Below are 19,007 nucleotides of genomic sequence, written 5' to 3'. Positions count from 1 at the left end.
CGGAAACTGTTTAGTGTATTTTTTGAAGATCAGGGTTATTCTTTTGATATATAGAGAAATAAATATCTAACTCCGCATTGGGGACAAACCGAGTGAACAGATACCCGCGTGACATGCATGGCTATGGCCAAACCCCACCAGACCCGAAATGGCCTGATGGCGCAAAAATCGCTGTCCAGTTTGTTGTGAACTATGAAGAGGGCGGAGAGAACAACATCCTTCATGACGATCCTGCCTCCGAGGCGTTCCTTTCTGAAATTGTCGGCGCAGCCCCATGGCCCGGACAGCGCCACTGGAACATGGAATCCATCTACGAATACGGTGCACGTGCCGGATTCTGGCGTCTTCACCGCCTGTTCACCGAGACGGCGATTCCGGTAACTGTTTACGGTGTTGCAAGCGCGCTTGCCCGCTCTCCCGCGCAGGTCGCTGCGATGCAGGACGCCGGTTGGGAAATTGCCAGCCACGGTTTAAAATGGATCGAATACAAAGATGCGAGTCCCGAAGTAGAACGGGCAGATATGATAGAGGCGATACGCCTTCATACCGAAGTGACCGGAGAGCGCCCACACGGTTGGTACACTGGCCGCTGTTCGATCAACACCGTGGATATCGTTGCCGAGGAAGGTGGGTTCGACTACATCGCCGACAGCTATGCAGATGACCTGCCCTATTGGGTACGTGTCGGCGAGCGGGATCAGCTTATCGTCCCCTATACCCTTGATACCAATGACATGCGGTTCGCGACACCACAGGGCTTCAACTCTGGCGATCAGTTCTTTGCCTATCTGTGCGACAGTTTCGATGCTCTTTATGCCGAAGGCGAAGCCGGTCAAGCAAAGATGTTATCTGTTGGTATCCATTGTCGACTGTTGGGCCGACCAGGCCGCATTCAGGCACTGAGAAAATTTATCGACTATGTCAAGGGTCACACCGATGTCTGGTTCGCACGCCGCCTCGATATTGCGCAGCATTGGCATACCCACCACCCGGCACCCACCCCCATCACACGCCCGTCGGACATGGATCGTAACTCCTTTGTCACCGCTTTTGGGAGTATCTTTGAGCATTCCCCGTGGATTGCAGAACGTGCCCATGATCTGGAACTTGGCCCGGCCCACGACACCGCGGTAGGCATACACAGTGCGCTTGCACGCATGTTCCGATCCGCCAGTGACACTGAACGCCTTGGCGTTTTGAAAGCCCATCCTGACCTTGCCGGTAAACTGGCCGAAGCAAGACGCCTGACTGAAGAGTCAACCGAGGAACAAGCCGGGGCCGGTTTAAACATGCTGACCGATGAGGAAAAAGCAACCTTCACCGAATTGAACAACGCGTATACATCGAAACATGGGTTTCCCTTCATCATCGCGGTCCGCGACAATACCAAGGCGAGCATCCTTGCAGCTTTTAAGCGCCGCTTGGGAAACGATAGCGAAACCGAATTTGCAGAAGCGTGCAAACAGGTCGAACGGATTGCGCTGCTGCGTCTGAAGTCGCTGTATCCAGAATGAACGCCGTACACCAAACTCTTCGAACAGAGCGTCTTACGCAAAAGGCATTTGCCAAATTTGGTGATGTTCTGGACGCTTCGGGCGAAGCCGATATAGTAATCAATCAAGGCAACTGCGGGCGCTATCATGACCGGGCACAGCTTGATATTTTAAATGGCCGCGCCGGTATCAGTGTGTTTAAGGCAAACCCGCGCAGCCTGCCCCATCTGCTTGATGTGGTTGAACGCCACCCTGAGGGTTCACAGGCATTCCTGCCCATGAGTCTTGACCCGTTCTTGGTTATCGTTGCACCTGACGAGGGCGACAAACCCGGCACCCCCCGCGCTTTTATCACGGCACCCGGTCAGGGTGTGAATATTCACCGAAACATCTGGCATGGGGTCCTGACCCCGTTGTCTGAGCCTGGTTTGTTTGCTGTCGTCGACAGAATTGGAGATGGCGCAAACCTACAGGAACACTGGTTCGAAAAGCCCTGGCTTGTTGAACGATAGATCCGAGCCGCCAGAACAAGAAGCGGCAGGAAAAAGGGACAGTCTATAGGGAGGAAAACCAATGGCTGACACGTCACTCGGAACCGCAGCACAGCTACGCGACCCGAACTACACCCCACCACTTATAAAAGCGATACCTCTGGGTATTCAGCATGTGCTGGCGATGTTTGTTTCAAACGTCACACCTGCGATCATAATCTCGGGCTTCGCCGGTTTTGGTTATGGTTCAGACGCTGGCGCGCTCGGCTTTCCGGACATGACCTATCTGATCCAGATGTCGATGCTGTTTGCGGGCATAGCGACCCTGTTGCAGACCATCACTCTGGGGCCTGTTGGTGCTGCTTTGCCCATTGTTCAGGGAACGTCCTTTGCCTTTATTCCCATCATGATCCCACTTGTTGCGGGGAAAGGTACGGAAGGGCTTGCCGCGCTATTTGGAGGGGTTGTCGTCGGAGGGCTGTTTCACGCAATGCTAGGCACGGTCATCGGTAAAATCCGCTTTGCGCTGCCTCCGCTTGTGACGGGCCTTGTCGTTATGATGATTGGTCTGGCCCTGGTAAAAGTTGGCATCGAATATGCAGCAGGCGGCGTACCTGCCAAACAGTTTGACAAGCCCGAGTATGGCAGCCTGCTGAATTGGAGCGCTGCCAGCGTTGTTATCTTTGTAACGCTGGCCCTCAAATTCTACGCACGCGGAATGCTCGCCGTGTCAGCGGTGCTGATTGGTATCTTCATCGGCTACCTCTATGCGCTTATGATGGGCATGGTGACCTTTGAGGGTATTTCCACATCATGGGGGCACGCGCAGGCAATCGCATTCCCCAGCCCTTTCAAATACGGGTTCGAGTTTTCGTTTGCGGCGATCATCGGGTTCTGCCTCATGGCGTTTGTCTCTGCCATTGAAACCGTAGGCGACGTTTCCGGGATCACCAAAGGTGGCGCCGGACGCGAGGCAACAGATAGGGAAATACAGGGCGCTACCTATGCTGACGGTTTCGGCACTGCGTTTGCCGGTATTTTTAGCGGTCTTCCGAACACTTCGTTCAGCCAGAATGTTGGCCTGATTGCCATGACCGGCGTGATGAGCCGCACGGTTGTGACAATCGGTGCTTTCTTCCTGATCATCTGCGGGCTGATCCCCAAGGTTGGCGCGTTGATCCTGACTGTTCCGATCGAGGTGTTAGGTGGTGGTGTGATAGTCATGTTTGGCATGGTGGTTGCAGCCGGTATTTCGATGTTGTCTGACGTTCACTGGAACCGCCGCAATATGGTTATCTTTGCAGTCGCAATTTCGATCGGCCTTGGCTTTCAGCTTGAAGCGATGAACCTTGCGCCGGGCGCGCCGAATGCGCTGCAACAACTTCCGGATGCCATCCGCATTCTGGGGGCCTCGGGCATCCTTCCAGCGGCGCTGATCGCGATCATCCTGAACCTCATCTTGCCAGAACACCTGTCAGATGAAGCGACAGAGGAAGTCTCCGGCGGCATGACCGGTCATGGAGAAGGGTCTTTGGGGGAATAAGGTTTTGAAACCTGTAAATTTTCGCCCCATGATTGAATCTACTCTGGAGTGAATGAAAGCGAAGCCCCGCAAAGTTTCCTTTGCGGGGCTTGAATTACAGTGGCCAGATTTGGTTAGATATTTCGATCCTAACTTTTCAGCCAATCTACCATTGCATCCGAAAATCCACTCAGGAGCTGGCCCACGTCTTTTCCGTTTTCCGAATGCGCGGCATTTCGGCCTAAACTTATAAGGTTTCCAATTATTGGGTTACCACCAATAGAAAATTCCGTGTTCTTAGCCTGATCCCAGTAACCGACAGATCCGTTTGGTTGAAGTAAGTTTCCACTGGCGTCAACAATACGCACCGTAGCTTCGATTTGGTTACTGCCTCCGAATGTACGAGCACCTGCGGTTTTGAGACGCATTGACGAAATACTTATAAGTGCGGTAGCTGAAATATCACCACCCTGAACAGCGCCCAAAGTTTTCTCAAGTTCCGCTTCCAAAGCTGCAATTCGAGTATCGTCCTCTTCAAATCGACCTTGAGCAGCACCTTCAATTACAGTCAACTGAACATCATTGATCGTAAAGGCCTTTGGCTCTGGCTCCGGTTCTGCTCCCGTCTCTTGCGCGGCGCCGCAACTAGACAAGGCAAATGCACAAACAAAACCAAGCATGGCACGTCGCGAAAAAATTTTCATATTGTTAAACCCACCCTTTTTCTTCTTTAAGCTGATATCAACTCAATTCGCCTATGTAGAAGATTTTGACAAGCGTTTAATATTTATTATTAATATTTTTTTATTTGAAACTTAACACACGTTTTAGATGATTTCTAAAGTGAACGGGATCTCGAATACTAAAAAGAGATAGGGACTCTGGTTGACGCACAGAATCTAGGAGACATCCAAAACGACAAAAAAGGAAACCTTACAACCACTATCGGCGAGGCGCTACAAAATCACATCCAGACCCCTCAAAAACACTTGTATCGACACGACCACCAACAAGTGCAGCTCTGAAGGTACAATTACCGCCATCACTTTCTGCGGTATAGCCAGTTGAAACCTGGCCACCTGTATAAGAAGAATATTGTTTTCGTGATCGTCTACTAATGAAAGAGCTTCGGTGTTCCCAAACTGCGCTATCTCTGGTTCGTGAAACGGGTGGTCCAATATGTTTGGAAACCTCGGCAACTGTCTGCCCTTTAAAACGGTTATTCCAAGCTTCAATTTCTTCTTCTGACATTCCGCAACCTGATACAAGACTCGCGAAAATTAGCAGGGCTAGAAATTTGTATCCCATCATTCATCGGGCTCCATAATAAATTGGTTTCCAGGTGAAGATCAAAACATCTTCGATATCTGAGCGCGAAAGTTTTCCAATCGAAAAGACGGTAATAGTGTCCGTGGACTTTGGATTGGTTCTCTCTGCAACCTCTCAAAAATCGATTAAAACAATCTAATCTCAATTACTACTTAAGATTGTTTAAGGGAAATACTTAGAAGGTTGCAACAGGATTTTTGAAATCCCGTTTCTGCGTGTTCTTTGACAAATGCAATTGTGTGACAGAGCCCCTGAAAGTCCCAACTTTGATATCAGGACTTTCTATTGCCCGCCCATTAGCCGCGCCATATCAAGCATTCGGGTGGAAAAACCCCATTCGTTGTCATACCAACCAAAGACCCGGAGCAGCCCGCCGACTGAAACAGACGTTTCAAGTCCTGACATGACAATCGATTCAGGTCTTGCACGCAAATCGGTCGAGACTAAAGGTTGCTCGATCCATCCGATGATTTCAGAGTTTTGTGCCGCCTCGGAAAGCAGCTTATTCACCGCTGCAACACTTGCTGGTTCGCGGGTTTGAATCGTCAGGTCAATCGCGGAAACACTGGCTGTCGGCACCCGAACGGCACGCCCCTCCAGACGTCCGGCGAGATGCGGCAAAACTTCATCGATCAGACGCTGCGCACTCGTCGTTGTTGGCACCATGGACAACGCGCCAGCGCGGCTTCGCGCAAGGTCGCCGCGTGGTTTATCAATTGTCGGCTGGCTTCCGGTGTAACAATGGATAGTCGTCATATGACCACTAACAATGCCAAATGCTTCATCCAGAATTTTCATAAGCGGCGCGAGCGCATTTGTTGTGCAGGATGCGTTTGAAATGATCTTGTGGTCACCAATCTGACCTTCGTTTGCGCCAAGAACAACAGTTCGGTCCGCGGCATCAGAGGGTCCGGAAATCAGAACGGTCTTAGCGCCTGCTTTAAGACCGCGTTCGGCAACCTCACGTGTATTGGCCATGCCTGTGCATTCCAGCACAAGATCAACACCAGTCAGGTCAAGTTTGCTGATGTCTGATTCCGCGCGGAACGGGATCGCACGGCCATTCACACACAAAACACCCGGCTCGGAACTTACCGTTCCGTCAAAGGGACCAAAAACGCTATCGTATTGAAACAGATATGCGCAAATATCCAACGGCTCGAGTTCGTTAATGCAAACAACTTCAAAGTCCTGCCCTGCCTTGCCTTGTTCGACAATTCGCAAAATGGTCCGGCCAATCCGGCCAAATCCGTTTATCGCAATGCGTAGCCGCTGCGCCATTCTGGGCCTGCCTTCTTTGCTGGTCTCGGTCTTCGCCGCAATTCACGGGATTCTTCAGGGCATTACCAGCGCAAAATGCACACAGATCCAGAATTAAAAATCAACGACAGTGGCAACGCCCTTCTCAACCGCAAGATCAACAACCTTGGACGCAACGGCGAGGTCCTGCAACCCAACACCAGTTCCGTCAAACAAGGTCACTTCATCCTGTGATGATCGGCCCGGATGGGTACCGTTGATCACCGCACCAATTTCGACAATATCACCTTCACTTTTCGTCCCCGCAGAAACAGCGTGCTGACACTCTCCAATTGTCACTGCCTGCGCAATCTCATCAGTGAAAACCGTGGCACGTGCGACAAGTGCTGCCTCGACCTCTTGCTTGCCTTTGGTGTCGGTCCCCATGCAGGCGATGTGCGTTCCTGGTGTGACCTGAGCATCCATCAGGATTGCGTCAAAGCTTGAGGTAATTGAAATGATGACATCCGCTTCCGCTCCTAGTCTGTTCAGATCAACAGCTTCAAAGGGCAGGTCTAACTCTGTTGCTGTTTCCGCAAGACGTGACAGCATTTCAGGATGCAGGTTCCAGCCTATCACCTTTTCAAAATTACGTTGCTCTACCGCTGCGCGCATCTGAAAGGCCGATTGGTGACCTGCACCGATCATCCCCAAAACCTTGGCATCGGCACGCGCCAGATGTTTGATCGACACTGACGACGCGGCTGCCGTGCGCAACGCTGTTAAAAGATTACCACCAACAACCGCTTTTGCTTGCCCGGTGTCGGCATCAAACAAAAACACGGTCGATTGGTGATTTGTCAGACCCTTGGCTTCGTTTCCCGGCCAATATCCGCCAGATTTAAGACCCAGGGACAACCCGGCCCGGTCAAAGCCGGATTTAAAACCGTAAAGCGCATCGGCATGACCTATGGCTTCTCGGATGACCGGAAAGTTGTAAGCGTCTCCGCGTGACATTGCAGCAAAGACCGCTTCTACCGCATCAAAAGCTTCGGCCCTGCCAAGTAGACCAGCAATTTCTTTCTCTGGAACAATAATCATTTGGTTTCTCTTTTCATCGAAGGAAAATCGGCGAGGCCAGATCGCTCTGCCCCGCCAATCCGGGAGACTTCTTAATATGCTTTTCCACGCGCAGAAACTGGCCAGAGCACCTCGACCTTCCCGTCACGCACGCCAACATACCAGTCATGCACATTGCAGGTTGGATCACAGTGACCGGGTACGAGTTTCAGCTTGTCATTGACTTTGAGCGCTCCGTTCGGGTCCGAAATCACGCCATGTTCGTCCGAGCATTTAATGTATTCCACATCATCGCGGCCATAGATGTAGGGCAGCCCGCTATCTACGGATTGCGCTTTCAGACCAGCGTCACATATTGCCTTGTCCGCTTTTGCGTGGCTCATCACGCTTGTCAGAATAAAAAGTGCGTTTTCAAATTCTGAAATCCGCTCCCCGTTTTCGTCGTGGATCGTTTGATAATCCGCGTCCATGAACGCGTAAGAGCCACACTGAAGTTCGTTAAAAACGCCTGAGGTACCTTCGAAATAGTAACTACCGGTACCACCACCGCCGACAATGTCACACTCCAGTCCCTCGGCTTTCAGCATGCCTACAGATCGGCGCACCATATCAACTGCGATGTCGATCTTCGCTTTCCGGTCCTCAAAGTTTTGCATGTGTTGCATTGCGCCCTGATAGGCCTGAATGCCCGAAAACTTAAGGCCCGGTGCAGCGTCAATTGCTTTTGCCAGATCGACCACTGGCTGACCTGCCTGCACGCCACAGCGACCTGCACCACAGTCAATTTCAACAAGGCATTCAATTTGGGTACCATGTTTTTGCGCTGCCGCTGACAGATCCGCGACATTTGCCAAATCATCGACACAGCAAATGGTACGTGCACCGAGCTTTGGCATCCGCGCCAAACGATCAATCTTTGCAGGATCACGCACCTGATTGCTTACCAATATGTCCTTGATACCGCCACGGGCGAACACCTCTGCCTCTGACACTTTTTGGCAACAAACACCGCAAGAATTGCCCAGCTTTTCCTGCAGCTTCGCGATATCCACCGATTTGTGCATTTTCCCATGAACACGGTGCCGCACACCCATTTCCTTGGCGAACTGCCCCATCTTTTTGATGTTGCGTTCAAGTGCGTCGAGGTCGACCACCAGACAAGGCGTCTGAATATCTGCTTCATCCATGCCCGGAAGGGCGGGAACGTCAAAACCAACCTCAAGGTCTTTGAAATTTGTAGGCGCGTTCATTTGATCTCTCCCTATTCAGCTGTTCATCCAGGGCAAATTGTCGAGATCGACATTTCCACCGGTAATGATGACGCCCACACGTTTCCCCGCGAAGGTGTCATTATTTTTCAGGATGGTCGCCAGCGGCACAGCGCTGCTGGGTTCCATAACGATTTTCATTCGCTTCCAGATAAGTTTCATTGCATCGACAATTTCCTGCTCGCTCGCTGTCAAAATGTCGGTGACGTGGTTAGAAACGAAGTGCCAGGTCAGTTCCTTGAGTGGCACCTTCAAGCCATCCGCTACCGTTTCCGGAGCATCATCAGCGATGATGTGGCCAGCTTTGAGACTGCGATAGGCGTCATCTGCTTGCTCGGGTTCCGCCGCATAAATTTTCACCTCTGGCGCAATGTTCGACAGCGTTAAACAGGTGCCGGATATCATACCCCCACCACCTATTGGTGCGATCACTGCGTCAAGGCCGTGCACTTGTTCCGTCAACTCCCGGGAACAAGTACCCTGCCCAGCAATAACGCGCGGATCGTTATATGGGTGTACAAATTCTGCCCCGGTTTCCTTGACCACTTCGGCAAAAGTCGCCTCGCGGCTGGAAGTCGATGGTTCACATTCTACAATCCGTCCGCCATAGCCGATAACCGCATCTTTTTTCGCCTGCGGTGCGGTGCGCGGCATAACCACAGTACAGGGTATTCCCCGTCGGCCTGCTGCGTAAGACAAACTCAAAGCGTGGTTGCCCGATGAATGCGAGGCAACGCCTTTTTCAAGCATGTCGTCTGAAAGACCAAACACCGCGTTCGATGCACCGCGCACTTTGAATGCACCAGCTTTCTGAAAGTTTTCACACTTAAAGAACAATTCCGCTCCTGTGAGATCATTCAAAAAAGATGATGTCAGCACAGGTGTGCGGTGAATGTAGGGTTTGATCCGCTCGTGTGCGGTCAGCATGTCGTCAATCGTGGGAATATACATCTGATCCAGATCCTTCATCACGCTGCTGCCTTCGCGGCATTGCCTTTGCTGCTGCGGAAAACCTCTTGAGCCGCTGCAACGCCTGAGCCAAGCTCGATACCCAAACCCAAATCGGCCATGCACATTTCGGCTGTTGCCAAACCGGAGAGCATCATAACATCAGTCAGGCTGCCCAAGTGGCCGATACGGAAAACCTTGCCCGCGACCTCACCCAGACCAACGCCGAAGGCGACGCCGTATTCGTCAGCAGCATGAGTAACAATCCGGGTTGAGTCAAAGCCTTCGGGGGTCCGGATTGCACTGACCGTATCAGAATAGAGGTCTGGGCTTGCGGCACACAAATCCAGGCCCCACGCGTTAACCGCAGCACGCACCCCGTTCGCAATCCGGTTGTGGCGCGCGAAAACTGCTTCTAGCCCTTCGCCTAACAACATTTCGGTTGAAAGTTTCAGGCCGTTCAATAGACCTACAGATGGCGTGTAGGGATATCCATTGTTGGCATAGCCTTTACGCATATCGCGAACGTCAAAGAATGTTCTTGGTAAGGTTGCCGTTTCCAGTGCAGCCATCGCACGTGGGCTAAAACCAACAATTGCGAGTCCCGCAGGCAGCATGAAACCCTTTTGGCTGCCCGTAATTGCGACATCTACGCCCCATTCTTCCATCCGGAAGTCCATTGATGCGATCGAACTGACACCATCAACAAACAGCATTGCCGGGTGGCCTGCAGCATCAAGTGCGCGGCGTACCGCAGCTATGTCAGAGCGAACCCCAGTCGCGGTTTCATTGTGTGTTGCCAGAACAACTTTTATTTCGTGGGCTTTATCCGCCGTTAAAATCTCTTCGTAGCGATCTGCTGGCAGACCCTCGCCCCAAGGCGTTTCGACAATCTCGACATCCAGATTGTGACGCTGACACATATCAATCCAACGCTGGCTGAACATGCCATTGCGTGCGGCAAGAACTTTGTCACCCGCCGACAGCGTATTGCTGATCGCTGTTTCCCAACCTCCGGTCCCTGACGACGGGAAAATGAAAACTTCAGCAGTTTCACTTTTCAGGATTTTTTTTACACCCTTGAGTGCCGGATGCAGAATTTCTCCAAACAGCGACGACCGGTGGTCAAGCGTCGGCATATCAACTGCTTTACGCAGAACTTCTGGCATATTGGTTGGACCGGGAATGAAAACAGGGTTCTGGAAGCTCATATCGCGCCCTCCTATCTATTAGGCTGTCACAACCATAAGCGCGGCCTGCTGATATAACAATTTTTTTGAAATAGTTTTTCAAAATTGTCTTTATCTTATTTTATTAATATAATTCAGATATTTATCTTTTTTCGTTGTGAGAAATAATTTTTCAATTAATTTAGCAGAAATAAAATTTCTCGGAGGAATCATCAAAAATGGCAGAAAAACGCGCGCGTGGGCGCCCACGTGGTTTCAACGAACCAAAGACCCAATCCACCATTCAGTCGCTTGATCGCGCGTTGGATATTCTGGAGCTGCTTGCACGCTCCTCCGGGCTGACGCTTACCGAAATTGCGAACGATCTGGATCAGTCGCCCGCTACGGCCTACCGCGTGCTGATGACACTGGAAAAACGCGGCGTTGTCGAAGCCGACGCTAATACGCAGACGTGGCACATCGGGCCAACCGCGTTTCGGCTTGGTTCTGCATTCCTGAGACGCACTGGCCTTGTTGAGCGGAGCCGCCCGGTTATGCGCAGTTTGATGGAAGCGACAGGAGAAACCGCAAATCTGGGGATTGCGCGGGAAAACAGCATTTTATTTGTCAGTCAGGTCGAGACGAACGAAACCATCCGCGCGTTTTTCCCACCGGGCACCCGTTCGCCTTTTCATGCTTCAGGCATCGGCAAAGCCCTGTTGAGCCAGTACAGCGACCAGCAAATGCAAAAGATACTACGTAACAGTACGCTTGAGCGTTTCACGCCCCAAACCATCACAACCCAGGAAGGTCTGTTGGAAGAACTCGCGTGCATTCGTGCGCAGGGATTTTCCTTTGACGACGAAGAACGCACAAGTGGTATGCGATGTATTGCGGCCCCAATCATCGACGCGTCAGGCGAAGCGATTGCCGGAATATCCGTTTCCGGCCCCACAAGCCGCATGACAAAAGACCAGATCGCGCATATCGGGGAACTGGTGCGCATTGCTGCAGCAGAACTCTCTGCCGGGCTTGGCGGTATCTCAGACTAAAATCTTACTCGCGTGGTTTTGAGCGCCATGTTCCGATCCACGCCATCATCCTGCCCCAGAACCCACGTGCGCTATCCCGAGCTGCGTCTGCCCGTTCATCAACGGAATCCCAAGCCTCAGCCGCGTCATCAAGAACCGGATCAATACGCCTTTCCTTGAAACGCCGCCAGACACGCCACAGCCAGAATATGAACAACACCAAAAGCGTTAGAATTATTATGTTGAGCCACGGAATAATCTGCACATCCGGCCCAGCAATGGCACGAACAGAGACTGCATTTGGGTAGATCGTCATAAATTCATTTCGCCAGCCGTAGTGTCTGATTACAACCCACTGCGGCGCAGCCGACGTCGAAGCCAAATCCCTTGCCTCGGTCTGCAAATTGCTGCTGTCGAGCTTAAAGTAGGGTGGCCATCCCCAACCGGTATCTTCATTCCGGTAGACCATGACCCGGCCATTTTCATAGACAGCATTGATAAAACGCACATCACGGTTCGCAGCCGTATCCGTACCAGTGTCAGGTGAGGCCCAGAAAATCGAGTTTTCACCAAAATCCACGCGCCGGACCTCGGTATCAACAATCCGCACGACGTCATGTTGTGGCAGGGTGTAGTGAAAGAAGCCGAACGTCAGTAACGCCAGAAGGAGGAATATACCCCATTTAATATATCGCATCATATCCTCACATAAAATTCGTAACGTAGATAAGGGCCGCGACAACGATAACAGGCACGACGTAAACCCCAAGGATCAGCTTGCGCCGAAGCGAACTATCGTATCGCGCCAACCCTTCTTTGATAAAAGCATCCCGGTCGCCGGTTTTAACCTCTTCATCAAATTCCGTCTCCAGCTTTCCGCGCCGGATAGACCGCGAGTACCACGATAGGATCACATAAAGCACCGTCAGAACGATAAAGCCGAAAAACGCCAGACGGGCGATTTGAAAAAACATCAGCGTCTCTCTTTCATCACTGCGCCCCAAGGACCGACCAGATCTACAACATCAACCGTTGGCTGTTCCTCTTCCATCGTGGCGTCGGTGCCGAACAATGCCTCGCGCGCACCCGCCTTATCTACCTGATACTCCGTTTCCAGAAAATTCGCGACATAGGTTTTCTTGGCGTCAGACCAGTCAGCATAAGCCGAGTAAAATTTCTCCTTGTGGCAGATAAACAATTGCCGGACATCCAAAGGCGACAAATCCGCAAGCAACCGGTTCACAAGATCACGGTCCGCATGCGGCTTTGCCCGGAGCGTATAGAAATATGCCGGATGGGCAGAATTAATGCGCGGCCATTTCCCTCCGCCCTCTGCCCAGCGCTGAAGGGCTGCCAATCCATGAAACTCCTCTGGCAGGTCTTTACTGTAGGCGCGCGCAAGGGCGCGCAAATCACGGCGGCTGGCGCGGTTCAGGTCTTCGCCCTTTTCGGACGCGACAGCGACAATGATAAAATCCATCTTTTGCTGCAAAATCGCGGCGGCGTTGATTCCCGGCGCCTTTACAATTGGTTCAACCAATTCATTGATTTCAAGAAATCTGGCAATCTGGTTCCGGTCTTCAAAGCTGAAAACATAGTCGATCGGTAACTTTCCAAGTTCCGCTTTTTTCCCCGCAGCAATTGCCGCCGGATGCTCAACAGCGCGAAAAACATATAGCCCGCCAAAATGTTTGGTCCAGAAATTATCCTGCCGAAATGTTACTGACTTCAGGCGGATCGGTTGGCGTGTTACGTCACCCGTTTTCTTGGCAAGCCCGATCATCTCGGCAATCAGCAGATCGTCCCACCATGCCTCGTCTTCGCGCCTGAATCGCTCAATCAGTTTGGTCAGCTTTTTCGCACCAGCAACATGTGCCTTGGTGGTATCCGCCTCAATCGCAATCTGGCGAATATCAAACAGTTTTGCAGGTTCAGAGACGTCATAGACAGAGTTCAACAATTCCCCTGCAACCGCGTCACGTGCCGTCAGTGCAAATAGCTGTGGCTGATTATCTTCAATAAACTGTCGCAATATCCCACGCGAGGTAGAGAATTGCGCATTGAGCAGTGGCGCCGTTTTCTGCTCCGTCGTCAGTAAAATGAACTGCCGGTTGCAGCCGCCTTGATTGAGGTAAAGATGATCGCCCAACTCATCCCCGACTTCCGGCGAATAACCGGAGATATCGATGTGAAAGTCGACCAGCTTTGTGCGCTTTCCCGTCAGGCTTTCGAGCGCGCGGTTGTACCGCTCCACCAAAGCAGGCGACGTCACCTCAACGAGGTTGCCGAACATTAGACCCTTTTCGATGAGGCGTTTCATTTGCTTTCAGGGCTTTCAAAAAAAATAGGTGTTAATCTTTCGCTGTAGTTGCCGACGAATTCAATTGGAACCCAGTAAACTCTCTTTCTTGCCTCGTTACGATCAAGCGGCTTGAAAACAAGAGAATTTGTGAAGTTTGCATGCGTCTCAGCTAACCAGCGGTTCGCAGCAATGTTCCAATCGAGCCATTGTCCGAACAGTCGATCTCGCTCCTGTTTTGTGGAGATTTGCTTCCACCTTCTGTTTAGGCGAGCATGAAACATGACCTCTTCGCCAAAGGGGTAAAAACAATTTCCATTTTGCCGGTGAAGATACATTTTACAGTCAGCAGAGTTATGAACACTAGAAAGGTTCTTTTTTGCTGCCTTGAAGGAATAATGATTGGTCGCTTCGTTCCGAATATCACGCGCCACCTCAAATCCTTCACCGACGCTAATCTCTTTGAGTCTTTCGAGAGCCGCGTCAGCTAACTCTTTCAACAGTTCATCTGAAGTCTCAGGTTTCTTTCCACCAAACCTCAAGAATTGTTCGATTTCAAATAGGCGTGAACTCCAGCTACGAATGATCATGAATCGATGTACGTTAGAAGCACTGTCAATCGCCTTTTCGCCCAAATACTCGTGAGATTGGCAAAGATATATGCGAGACAATGCGTTCGTTTCGCTCACTGCATAACTAAGAACTGCTATTGCGGCCAGATGATCGTTCGGCAATTCTTTCAATTCCTCCCAAGAGAGGCTTATCTCATCCAAATGGACTAAGGCTTTTTTATCCACTCTTCCCCTCCAGATACCGCCGCTTGGCCTCTTCCATTCGGCCCATTTCCCGAACGGCGTTCTCAATTGCAACCTCATCCGATTTATCTGCATAACGGAACTCGGAATCCGCGTAGCGGTTGATCTCTTGTATCACCATCTCAACCGTTATCGGCTGGCGCATATCGTTAATCATACCCAGCTTTTCGTCATAGGGTTTGAACAAAAACAGGTCCGGGTTTTCCATCCATTCATCCGGCAATTCAAAATCCATCGCGCGCACCTTTACGGCGTCTGTGATGTTCTTGATCGCGCGGCCAGTGAACCGCGGATCAGCCTCCTGAATACCCCTTAGGTACGTACCGAGCTTGGTAATCGTATCAAGCGTCCCAATTTCTTGATGCACTTTTTCAAAGACTTTCAAAAGTCCTTCTTCATGTGGCCGTCCATGCGCCTCAAAGCTTGCCGCAACCGCCTTTTTGATCTCTTGCGCTGCAAACAGATCATGCTTGCCAACAGGGATGTCGTGGTTCTTGCCCATCAGCAGGTACAGAATGTCGATATAGTCGTCCCGGGTCTGCGGGCCATCAACCAGAAAACGTGCCCCGGCCCTTTGGCGCAGCGCGTCATCCACGTTCTCAGGATAGTTCGAGAACATCCCAAAAGTGCAATTGCCACGCACCACCGTGTTGGCCCCGGCAAAACTCTCCATCAGAACAGCCGTGATTTCCAGTTGTCCTGCGCTTGACTGGCGGTCGCCGCGCTTGCCTGCCAACTGATCGATGTCATCAATCGTGCCAAAGCCGATCACATTGGGATCAATGATGTTGTTGATAAATGCCTTGGCGTTTTGCCCGGACTTGCCCTGATAGCTGTCGATATTGTCCGTACTGAGGTTCTGATAGCGAAACGGGTACCCTGCGTTCTGACAATACGCGTTGATCAGGCCGGCCATCATCTGGATCAGCGTGGTCTTCCCGGTGCCCGGTGCTCCATCGCCCATGAAGGTGAAGATAAAGCCGCCCATTTCAGCAAAAGGGTTCAGCTTGCGCTCAAAGTCATAGGCCATGATCATTTTGCTAAGCTTCATAGCCTGATATTTGGCGATGTGGTTCCCCACGACCTCGTTTGGTTTTTTGAAGGTCATTGTCAGGGTCGTGCTCTTTCCCCGCCGTGCGGGGGTGAAGCCGGAAATGGTGAAATCATCCGCCTCGACTCGGTAACTCACGCCACTGAATGGCGCCAGACGCCCGGCGTTTTGTGCGCGCAACGCGACCTTCTCCATCAACTGTTCGCCGTAGGCCATTACCACTGCAATCAGCGTAGGCTCGTCTTTCGCGAATGTTGCGATTTCCTGATCAAGCTCCCAGAGTGCGCCATGCAGCGCCAATTGACCGTTGTCAGTGAGCACTTCTTCCACTTCGCCAATCTCGGCGCTCGTTTCGCCAAGATACGGCGACAGAAGAAACACCAGACCGTTTGCAAAAACATGGGCGGTGACAAGCGCCTCACCGCTCAACATCTCGCTAAACTCGGCAGACTTTGACTTCGCAAGGCTTCCATTCAGGTTCTCGCGCTTTAGCGCGGCAAGCCCGGTTTGCTCGGCGTAGTTTTCACCAACTGCCAGCGCAATCGCGAGCGCACGACGCAACCCCTGCAAAATACTTGCCTGCAAGGGAGACGTCAGTGGGTCTTTCCCATCCGCGCTTTCGATCCGGTCAATCAGGCGCACCCCTTCAGGCCGCGCTGTGGAGCGGGTTACCAGCCCCGGCGTCGTGCTGCGAAACCGTCTGCGCGACCCAATTCCTGGTGATCGTTCCGGTGACGCAGAAACCACTTTCGGTTTCGCAATGCGCGGCGTGTGATCGAAACCTTCCAGCATCAAGGCCGCCGCATCATAATGCTTGCGAATATCCTCTTCCCGCAGTTCCATCTGATCCGACGAAAGGCTCATTGTTTTTCCTCATTCTTTATCCGCTAAATATCCCCGCCGGAGGCATAAAAACTTTCTTGCCTCCGGCGGGGATATTTATGGAAACTGGTAAAGTACATGATCACCTGTAGCTCAACACCCGTCCATTTGGACTGACAACAAACTTACGAACACTTCGGAACCCGGGCGGCGACATTTCATCAAGCACCTGGTAGGGGCGTTGCGGAAGGATAATCGCGCGTTCAGTACGGGTAGCGCCCGTATCCACGCCACGACCTGAAAAAGGATCAAGTGCAAATATCTCGCGTTCAACCGTCCCAAACCATCCGCTGCGCTCTTCGGTGACGCGTTCACTTTCGAGTTCCTCCACAGTCCAGGCCAGTGCCCAGTCATCCCCCACAGGCGCGTTCGCTTTTTCAAGAACTTCACGAATGGGGCCTGATTGGCTGGTGAAGGTCGAAGAATACATCGGGCCAATATGAATACGGCGCAGGCGTTTGGGGTGCAGATCATCAAAGTCTTGATCAAAACCCTTCGCAATGGTCAGAAGTTTCAGCCCACCCATCCCCTGCGCCATCAGATGGCGCTGCGCTTCCGGCCACCGCCGCTGATCTTTTGGTAGTGCCGTCCGGCCGGAATCTTCAACATCCATAAGGTAAATCGTCGGCAGGTTAACCTGGCTATCATAGACCGCCCAATGAACAAGAAAATGTCGCCGTTCGTCGCCGACTGTTCCTTGCCAAAGCGCCTCTGGGTCGTTTTGAGCCCAAAACAGCTCTCCGGTTAGAAGTTCCTCGTAGTAAAGCCGCTGCGACATCGCAAATTGCAGCTTTGTCGGTATCGTCAGTTCGCTCAGAATTTGCCGGATCATATGATCTTTCAACTCTGACGCCTCAGGCATATTGCGCAAATGCCGTTCGGCTTGCTGCGCGTCATTTGCCATTATCAGAAGTTCACCATGCACCGGAAACCCGGATTCCACCCGGTCGATGGTAAGTTCTCCGCCAAGGAGGCCTTCGACTCGACCTTTTAACAAGTACTTGTTCGCCAGCGCCTGAAATGTCCACGAAATACCCTGCAGATAGCGCCCGACAATTGTCATATCCGCCTTGGAAAACCGGCGTTCTTCGTGCATTTCCGCAGCGACGCGGCCCAAATGGCCTGTGATCGCCTCAAACTTCGCGAAGTAACGTCGCGCAAGACGGGCATCTGATAGCTCCGCATGATCCCGTGTCAGGGCTTCTTTCATTTAGGCGCCATACAGGTTTTTGTCATGCTTCTCGATGATCTTTCCAAAGCGTCTGGCGAATCTTTCATCGGCCTTTGCTTTCTGCTCCAGCACTTTGCGCGCGAAAACCATATGGTCCTCGTGTGCTTCCATCATATCGGCCATCCGCTTGTTCGTTGCCGTGCCGATTGCCGCCATTGCGGTTTGCGCTTCCTGATCCGTCTCAACACCAATCTCGTTGATGCGGTGAGCCACATCCTGTTGCTGCGCGGTCTTCAAAGATTTGGTCAGCGCATCATATAAAACCACACGCTGCTTTGTATCTGTTTGCAGCTTGTTGATGAGTACCATCTGTGTCGCCGCCTGGTTTTGCAAAGAGTCAACCCAGGTTTTGCCCTTTTCAATATAACGTTCCAGTGTCTGACTTTTTGCCAGATGCACCTGTTCCTGTTGAACCATCTCGTTGTAACGCGCGTTTAGCTCTGCCAGTTCGGTTTCCAGTTTGGTACGCGCTGCGGCATCCTGTTCGACGCTGATCTTGTTCTCAAGTTCGATAATCTTGGGATCAAGAGCCTGAATATCTGCTTTCATAGCCTCGAGTTCTGACACCGTCATTTCCCGTTCATCAAGCGTATCTGTAAGGTTTTCTTCAACCTTGTCCTTTTGTTCATTCAGAATTGCGAGTTGGCCTTCAAGAAGCTGAACGATAACGTCGGACTTACCAATCAGGTCCTGCAATTTGTCGTCGACACTGGCGCTGCGCATCCGTTCCTGACGCATCGATTCAGATTTCACATCAGAGAAAATGCCAATGAAGCTTTCCATCCCGGTTTTGTTGCGCATCTCATCAAAATCTTTGGAAAAACCAGCCGTCACATCATCCAAACCCATAATGAGTTCAGCAATATTGGCGTTCATCGCTTCGGTGTGGGCATGAACATCTTCGAGCGAGGCATTTTCGATATCGATTGTTATATCATCGCCTGATTTCAACTTGGCGCGGGCAACTTCGATCCTGCTGGTGAGGTCCGAGATTTTCTGCTGGGCTTCGGCGACTTGGTCCTGAGACTCGCGAATTTGGTTATCGAAATCGGCCATGTTGCTCCTCGTTGGTAAATGAATTCAGAGTGATATGAGTATCTCTAGCGGCTTTTTTAAGACGCGTTAACGGGTAAAGCGTCGTTATACCTAGGAAACTGAA

General features: G+C 51.5%; 18 protein-coding genes. 4 read left to right on the top strand and 14 right to left on the bottom strand.

Annotated features, from left to right (window positions below; translation table 11 throughout):
- Positions 1 to 92: 92 nt before the first annotated feature.
- The 3 genes from puuE to J4E70_RS01815 all read left to right on the top strand — a co-directional run bounded on the left by puuE (position 93) and on the right by J4E70_RS01815 (position 3,527).
- The gene (gene puuE / locus J4E70_RS01825) at positions 93 to 1,514 is read left to right on the top strand and encodes an allantoinase PuuE (protein ID WP_213887349.1); all 1,422 of its coding nucleotides are present in this window, start codon (positions 93 to 95) and stop codon (positions 1,512 to 1,514) included.
- The gene (locus tag J4E70_RS01820) at positions 1,511 to 2,005 is read left to right on the top strand and encodes an ureidoglycolate lyase (RefSeq protein ID WP_213887348.1); all 495 of its coding nucleotides are present in this window, start codon (positions 1,511 to 1,513) and stop codon (positions 2,003 to 2,005) included. The genes puuE and J4E70_RS01820 overlap by 4 nt, the downstream gene beginning before the upstream one ends.
- A 61-nt stretch (positions 2,006 to 2,066) precedes the next feature.
- A complete protein-coding gene (locus tag J4E70_RS01815) occupies positions 2,067 to 3,527 on the top strand; it encodes a uracil-xanthine permease family protein (protein WP_213887347.1) in 1,461 nt (486 codons plus the stop codon).
- Between the two features lie 128 nt (positions 3,528 to 3,655).
- On the opposite strand, the gene J4E70_RS01810 is transcribed toward J4E70_RS01815, so the two are convergent.
- From J4E70_RS01810 to bhcA, 7 genes are all read right to left on the bottom strand, one after another.
- On the bottom strand, positions 3,656 to 4,186 hold the full coding sequence (locus J4E70_RS01810) for a hypothetical protein (RefSeq protein WP_213887346.1): 531 nt from the start codon (positions 4,184 to 4,186) through the stop codon (positions 3,656 to 3,658).
- Positions 4,187 to 4,448: 262 nt separating this feature from the next.
- Positions 4,449 to 4,817 carry a hypothetical protein gene (locus J4E70_RS01805; protein WP_213887345.1) on the bottom strand — a complete coding sequence of 123 codons (369 nt, stop codon included), beginning with the start codon at positions 4,815 to 4,817 and terminating at the stop codon, positions 4,449 to 4,451.
- A 300-nt stretch (positions 4,818 to 5,117) separates the two neighbouring features.
- Positions 5,118 to 6,116, bottom strand: a complete 999-nt coding sequence (locus J4E70_RS01800; RefSeq protein ID WP_213887344.1) for a type I glyceraldehyde-3-phosphate dehydrogenase — start codon at positions 6,114 to 6,116, stop codon at positions 5,118 to 5,120.
- 93 nt (positions 6,117 to 6,209) lie between these two features.
- A complete protein-coding gene (gene bhcD, locus J4E70_RS01795; RefSeq protein WP_213887343.1) occupies positions 6,210 to 7,175 on the bottom strand; it encodes an iminosuccinate reductase BhcD in 966 nt (321 codons plus the stop codon).
- 71 nt (positions 7,176 to 7,246) lie between these two features.
- Positions 7,247 to 8,404, bottom strand: a complete 1,158-nt coding sequence (bhcC, locus tag J4E70_RS01790; protein ID WP_213887342.1) for a 3-hydroxy-D-aspartate aldolase BhcC — start codon at positions 8,402 to 8,404, stop codon at positions 7,247 to 7,249.
- A 15-nt stretch (positions 8,405 to 8,419) separates the two neighbouring features.
- Positions 8,420 to 9,391 (bottom strand): beta-hydroxyaspartate dehydratase BhcB, encoded by a 972-nt coding sequence (gene bhcB, locus J4E70_RS01785; RefSeq protein ID WP_213887341.1) that lies wholly within the window; start codon positions 9,389 to 9,391, stop codon positions 8,420 to 8,422.
- Entirely contained in the window at positions 9,391 to 10,581 is a 1,191-nt protein-coding gene (bhcA, locus tag J4E70_RS01780) for an L-aspartate--glyoxylate aminotransferase BhcA (protein ID WP_213887340.1), read from the bottom strand. The genes bhcB and bhcA overlap by 1 nt, the downstream gene beginning before the upstream one ends.
- A 197-nt stretch (positions 10,582 to 10,778) precedes the next feature.
- On the opposite strand from bhcA, the gene bhcR reads away from it, so the two are divergent.
- Positions 10,779 to 11,591, top strand: coding sequence for an HTH-type transcriptional regulator BhcR (gene bhcR / locus J4E70_RS01775; protein ID WP_213887339.1), 813 nt, complete (start codon positions 10,779 to 10,781; stop codon positions 11,589 to 11,591).
- A gap of 4 nt (positions 11,592 to 11,595) precedes the next feature.
- Here the strand turns inward: bhcR and J4E70_RS01770 are convergent, their stop codons facing one another.
- The 7 genes from J4E70_RS01770 to J4E70_RS01740 form a co-directional block, all read right to left on the bottom strand.
- Positions 11,596 to 12,267: a DUF1523 family protein gene (locus J4E70_RS01770; RefSeq protein ID WP_213887759.1), complete on the bottom strand. Its 672-nt coding sequence runs from the start codon at positions 12,265 to 12,267 to the stop codon at positions 11,596 to 11,598.
- A 7-nt stretch (positions 12,268 to 12,274) separates the two neighbouring features.
- Entirely contained in the window at positions 12,275 to 12,544 is a 270-nt protein-coding gene (locus J4E70_RS01765; protein ID WP_213887338.1) for a hypothetical protein, read from the bottom strand.
- A complete protein-coding gene (locus J4E70_RS01760) occupies positions 12,544 to 13,890 on the bottom strand; it encodes a DUF6638 family protein (protein ID WP_213887337.1) in 1,347 nt (448 codons plus the stop codon). The genes J4E70_RS01765 and J4E70_RS01760 overlap by 1 nt, the downstream gene beginning before the upstream one ends.
- Entirely contained in the window at positions 13,887 to 14,666 is a 780-nt protein-coding gene (locus tag J4E70_RS01755) for a hypothetical protein (RefSeq protein ID WP_213887336.1), read from the bottom strand. The genes J4E70_RS01760 and J4E70_RS01755 overlap by 4 nt, the downstream gene beginning before the upstream one ends.
- Positions 14,659 to 16,599: an ATP-binding protein gene (locus J4E70_RS01750; RefSeq protein WP_213887335.1), complete on the bottom strand. Its 1,941-nt coding sequence runs from the start codon at positions 16,597 to 16,599 to the stop codon at positions 14,659 to 14,661. The genes J4E70_RS01755 and J4E70_RS01750 overlap by 8 nt, the downstream gene beginning before the upstream one ends.
- Before the next feature lie 100 nt (positions 16,600 to 16,699).
- Positions 16,700 to 17,827 (bottom strand): hypothetical protein, encoded by a 1,128-nt coding sequence (locus tag J4E70_RS01745; RefSeq protein ID WP_213887334.1) that lies wholly within the window; start codon positions 17,825 to 17,827, stop codon positions 16,700 to 16,702.
- Complete coding sequence (locus J4E70_RS01740) at positions 17,828 to 18,904, bottom strand: hypothetical protein (RefSeq protein ID WP_213887333.1); 1,077 nt, start codon at positions 18,902 to 18,904, stop codon at positions 17,828 to 17,830.
- Between the last annotated feature and the right edge of the window lie 103 nt (positions 18,905 to 19,007).

It is taken from the genome of Pseudohalocynthiibacter aestuariivivens (genome assembly GCF_018457175.1).
GTDB classification, from domain to species: Bacteria; Pseudomonadota; Alphaproteobacteria; order Rhodobacterales; family Rhodobacteraceae; genus Pseudohalocynthiibacter; species Pseudohalocynthiibacter aestuariivivens.
This window is presented reverse-complemented; position numbering and strand designations above follow the sequence as displayed.

Coding starts and splice junctions, on each gene's coding strand:
- J4E70_RS01820 (WP_213887348.1), top strand. CDS start 1,511: ATGAACGCCGTACACCAAACTCTTCGAACAGAGCGTCTTACGCAAAAG.
- J4E70_RS01815 (WP_213887347.1), top strand. CDS start 2,067: ATGGCTGACACGTCACTCGGAACCGCAGCACAGCTACGCGACCCGAAC.
- J4E70_RS01810 (WP_213887346.1), bottom strand. CDS start 4,186: ATGCTTGGTTTTGTTTGTGCATTTGCCTTGTCTAGTTGCGGCGCCGCG.
- J4E70_RS01805 (WP_213887345.1), bottom strand. CDS start 4,817: ATGATGGGATACAAATTTCTAGCCCTGCTAATTTTCGCGAGTCTTGTA.
- J4E70_RS01800 (WP_213887344.1), bottom strand. CDS start 6,116: ATGGCGCAGCGGCTACGCATTGCGATAAACGGATTTGGCCGGATTGGC.
- bhcD (WP_213887343.1), bottom strand. CDS start 7,175: ATGATTATTGTTCCAGAGAAAGAAATTGCTGGTCTACTTGGCAGGGCC.
- bhcC (WP_213887342.1), bottom strand. CDS start 8,404: ATGAACGCGCCTACAAATTTCAAAGACCTTGAGGTTGGTTTTGACGTT.
- bhcB (WP_213887341.1), bottom strand. CDS start 9,391: ATGAAGGATCTGGATCAGATGTATATTCCCACGATTGACGACATGCTG.
- bhcA (WP_213887340.1), bottom strand. CDS start 10,581: ATGAGCTTCCAGAACCCTGTTTTCATTCCCGGTCCAACCAATATGCCA.
- bhcR (WP_213887339.1), top strand. CDS start 10,779: ATGGCAGAAAAACGCGCGCGTGGGCGCCCACGTGGTTTCAACGAACCA.
- J4E70_RS01770 (WP_213887759.1), bottom strand. CDS start 12,267: ATGCGATATATTAAATGGGGTATATTCCTCCTTCTGGCGTTACTGACG.
- J4E70_RS01765 (WP_213887338.1), bottom strand. CDS start 12,544: ATGTTTTTTCAAATCGCCCGTCTGGCGTTTTTCGGCTTTATCGTTCTG.
- J4E70_RS01760 (WP_213887337.1), bottom strand. CDS start 13,890: ATGAAACGCCTCATCGAAAAGGGTCTAATGTTCGGCAACCTCGTTGAG.
- J4E70_RS01750 (WP_213887335.1), bottom strand. CDS start 16,599: ATGAGCCTTTCGTCGGATCAGATGGAACTGCGGGAAGAGGATATTCGC.
- J4E70_RS01745 (WP_213887334.1), bottom strand. CDS start 17,827: ATGAAAGAAGCCCTGACACGGGATCATGCGGAGCTATCAGATGCCCGT.
- J4E70_RS01740 (WP_213887333.1), bottom strand. CDS start 18,904: ATGGCCGATTTCGATAACCAAATTCGCGAGTCTCAGGACCAAGTCGCC.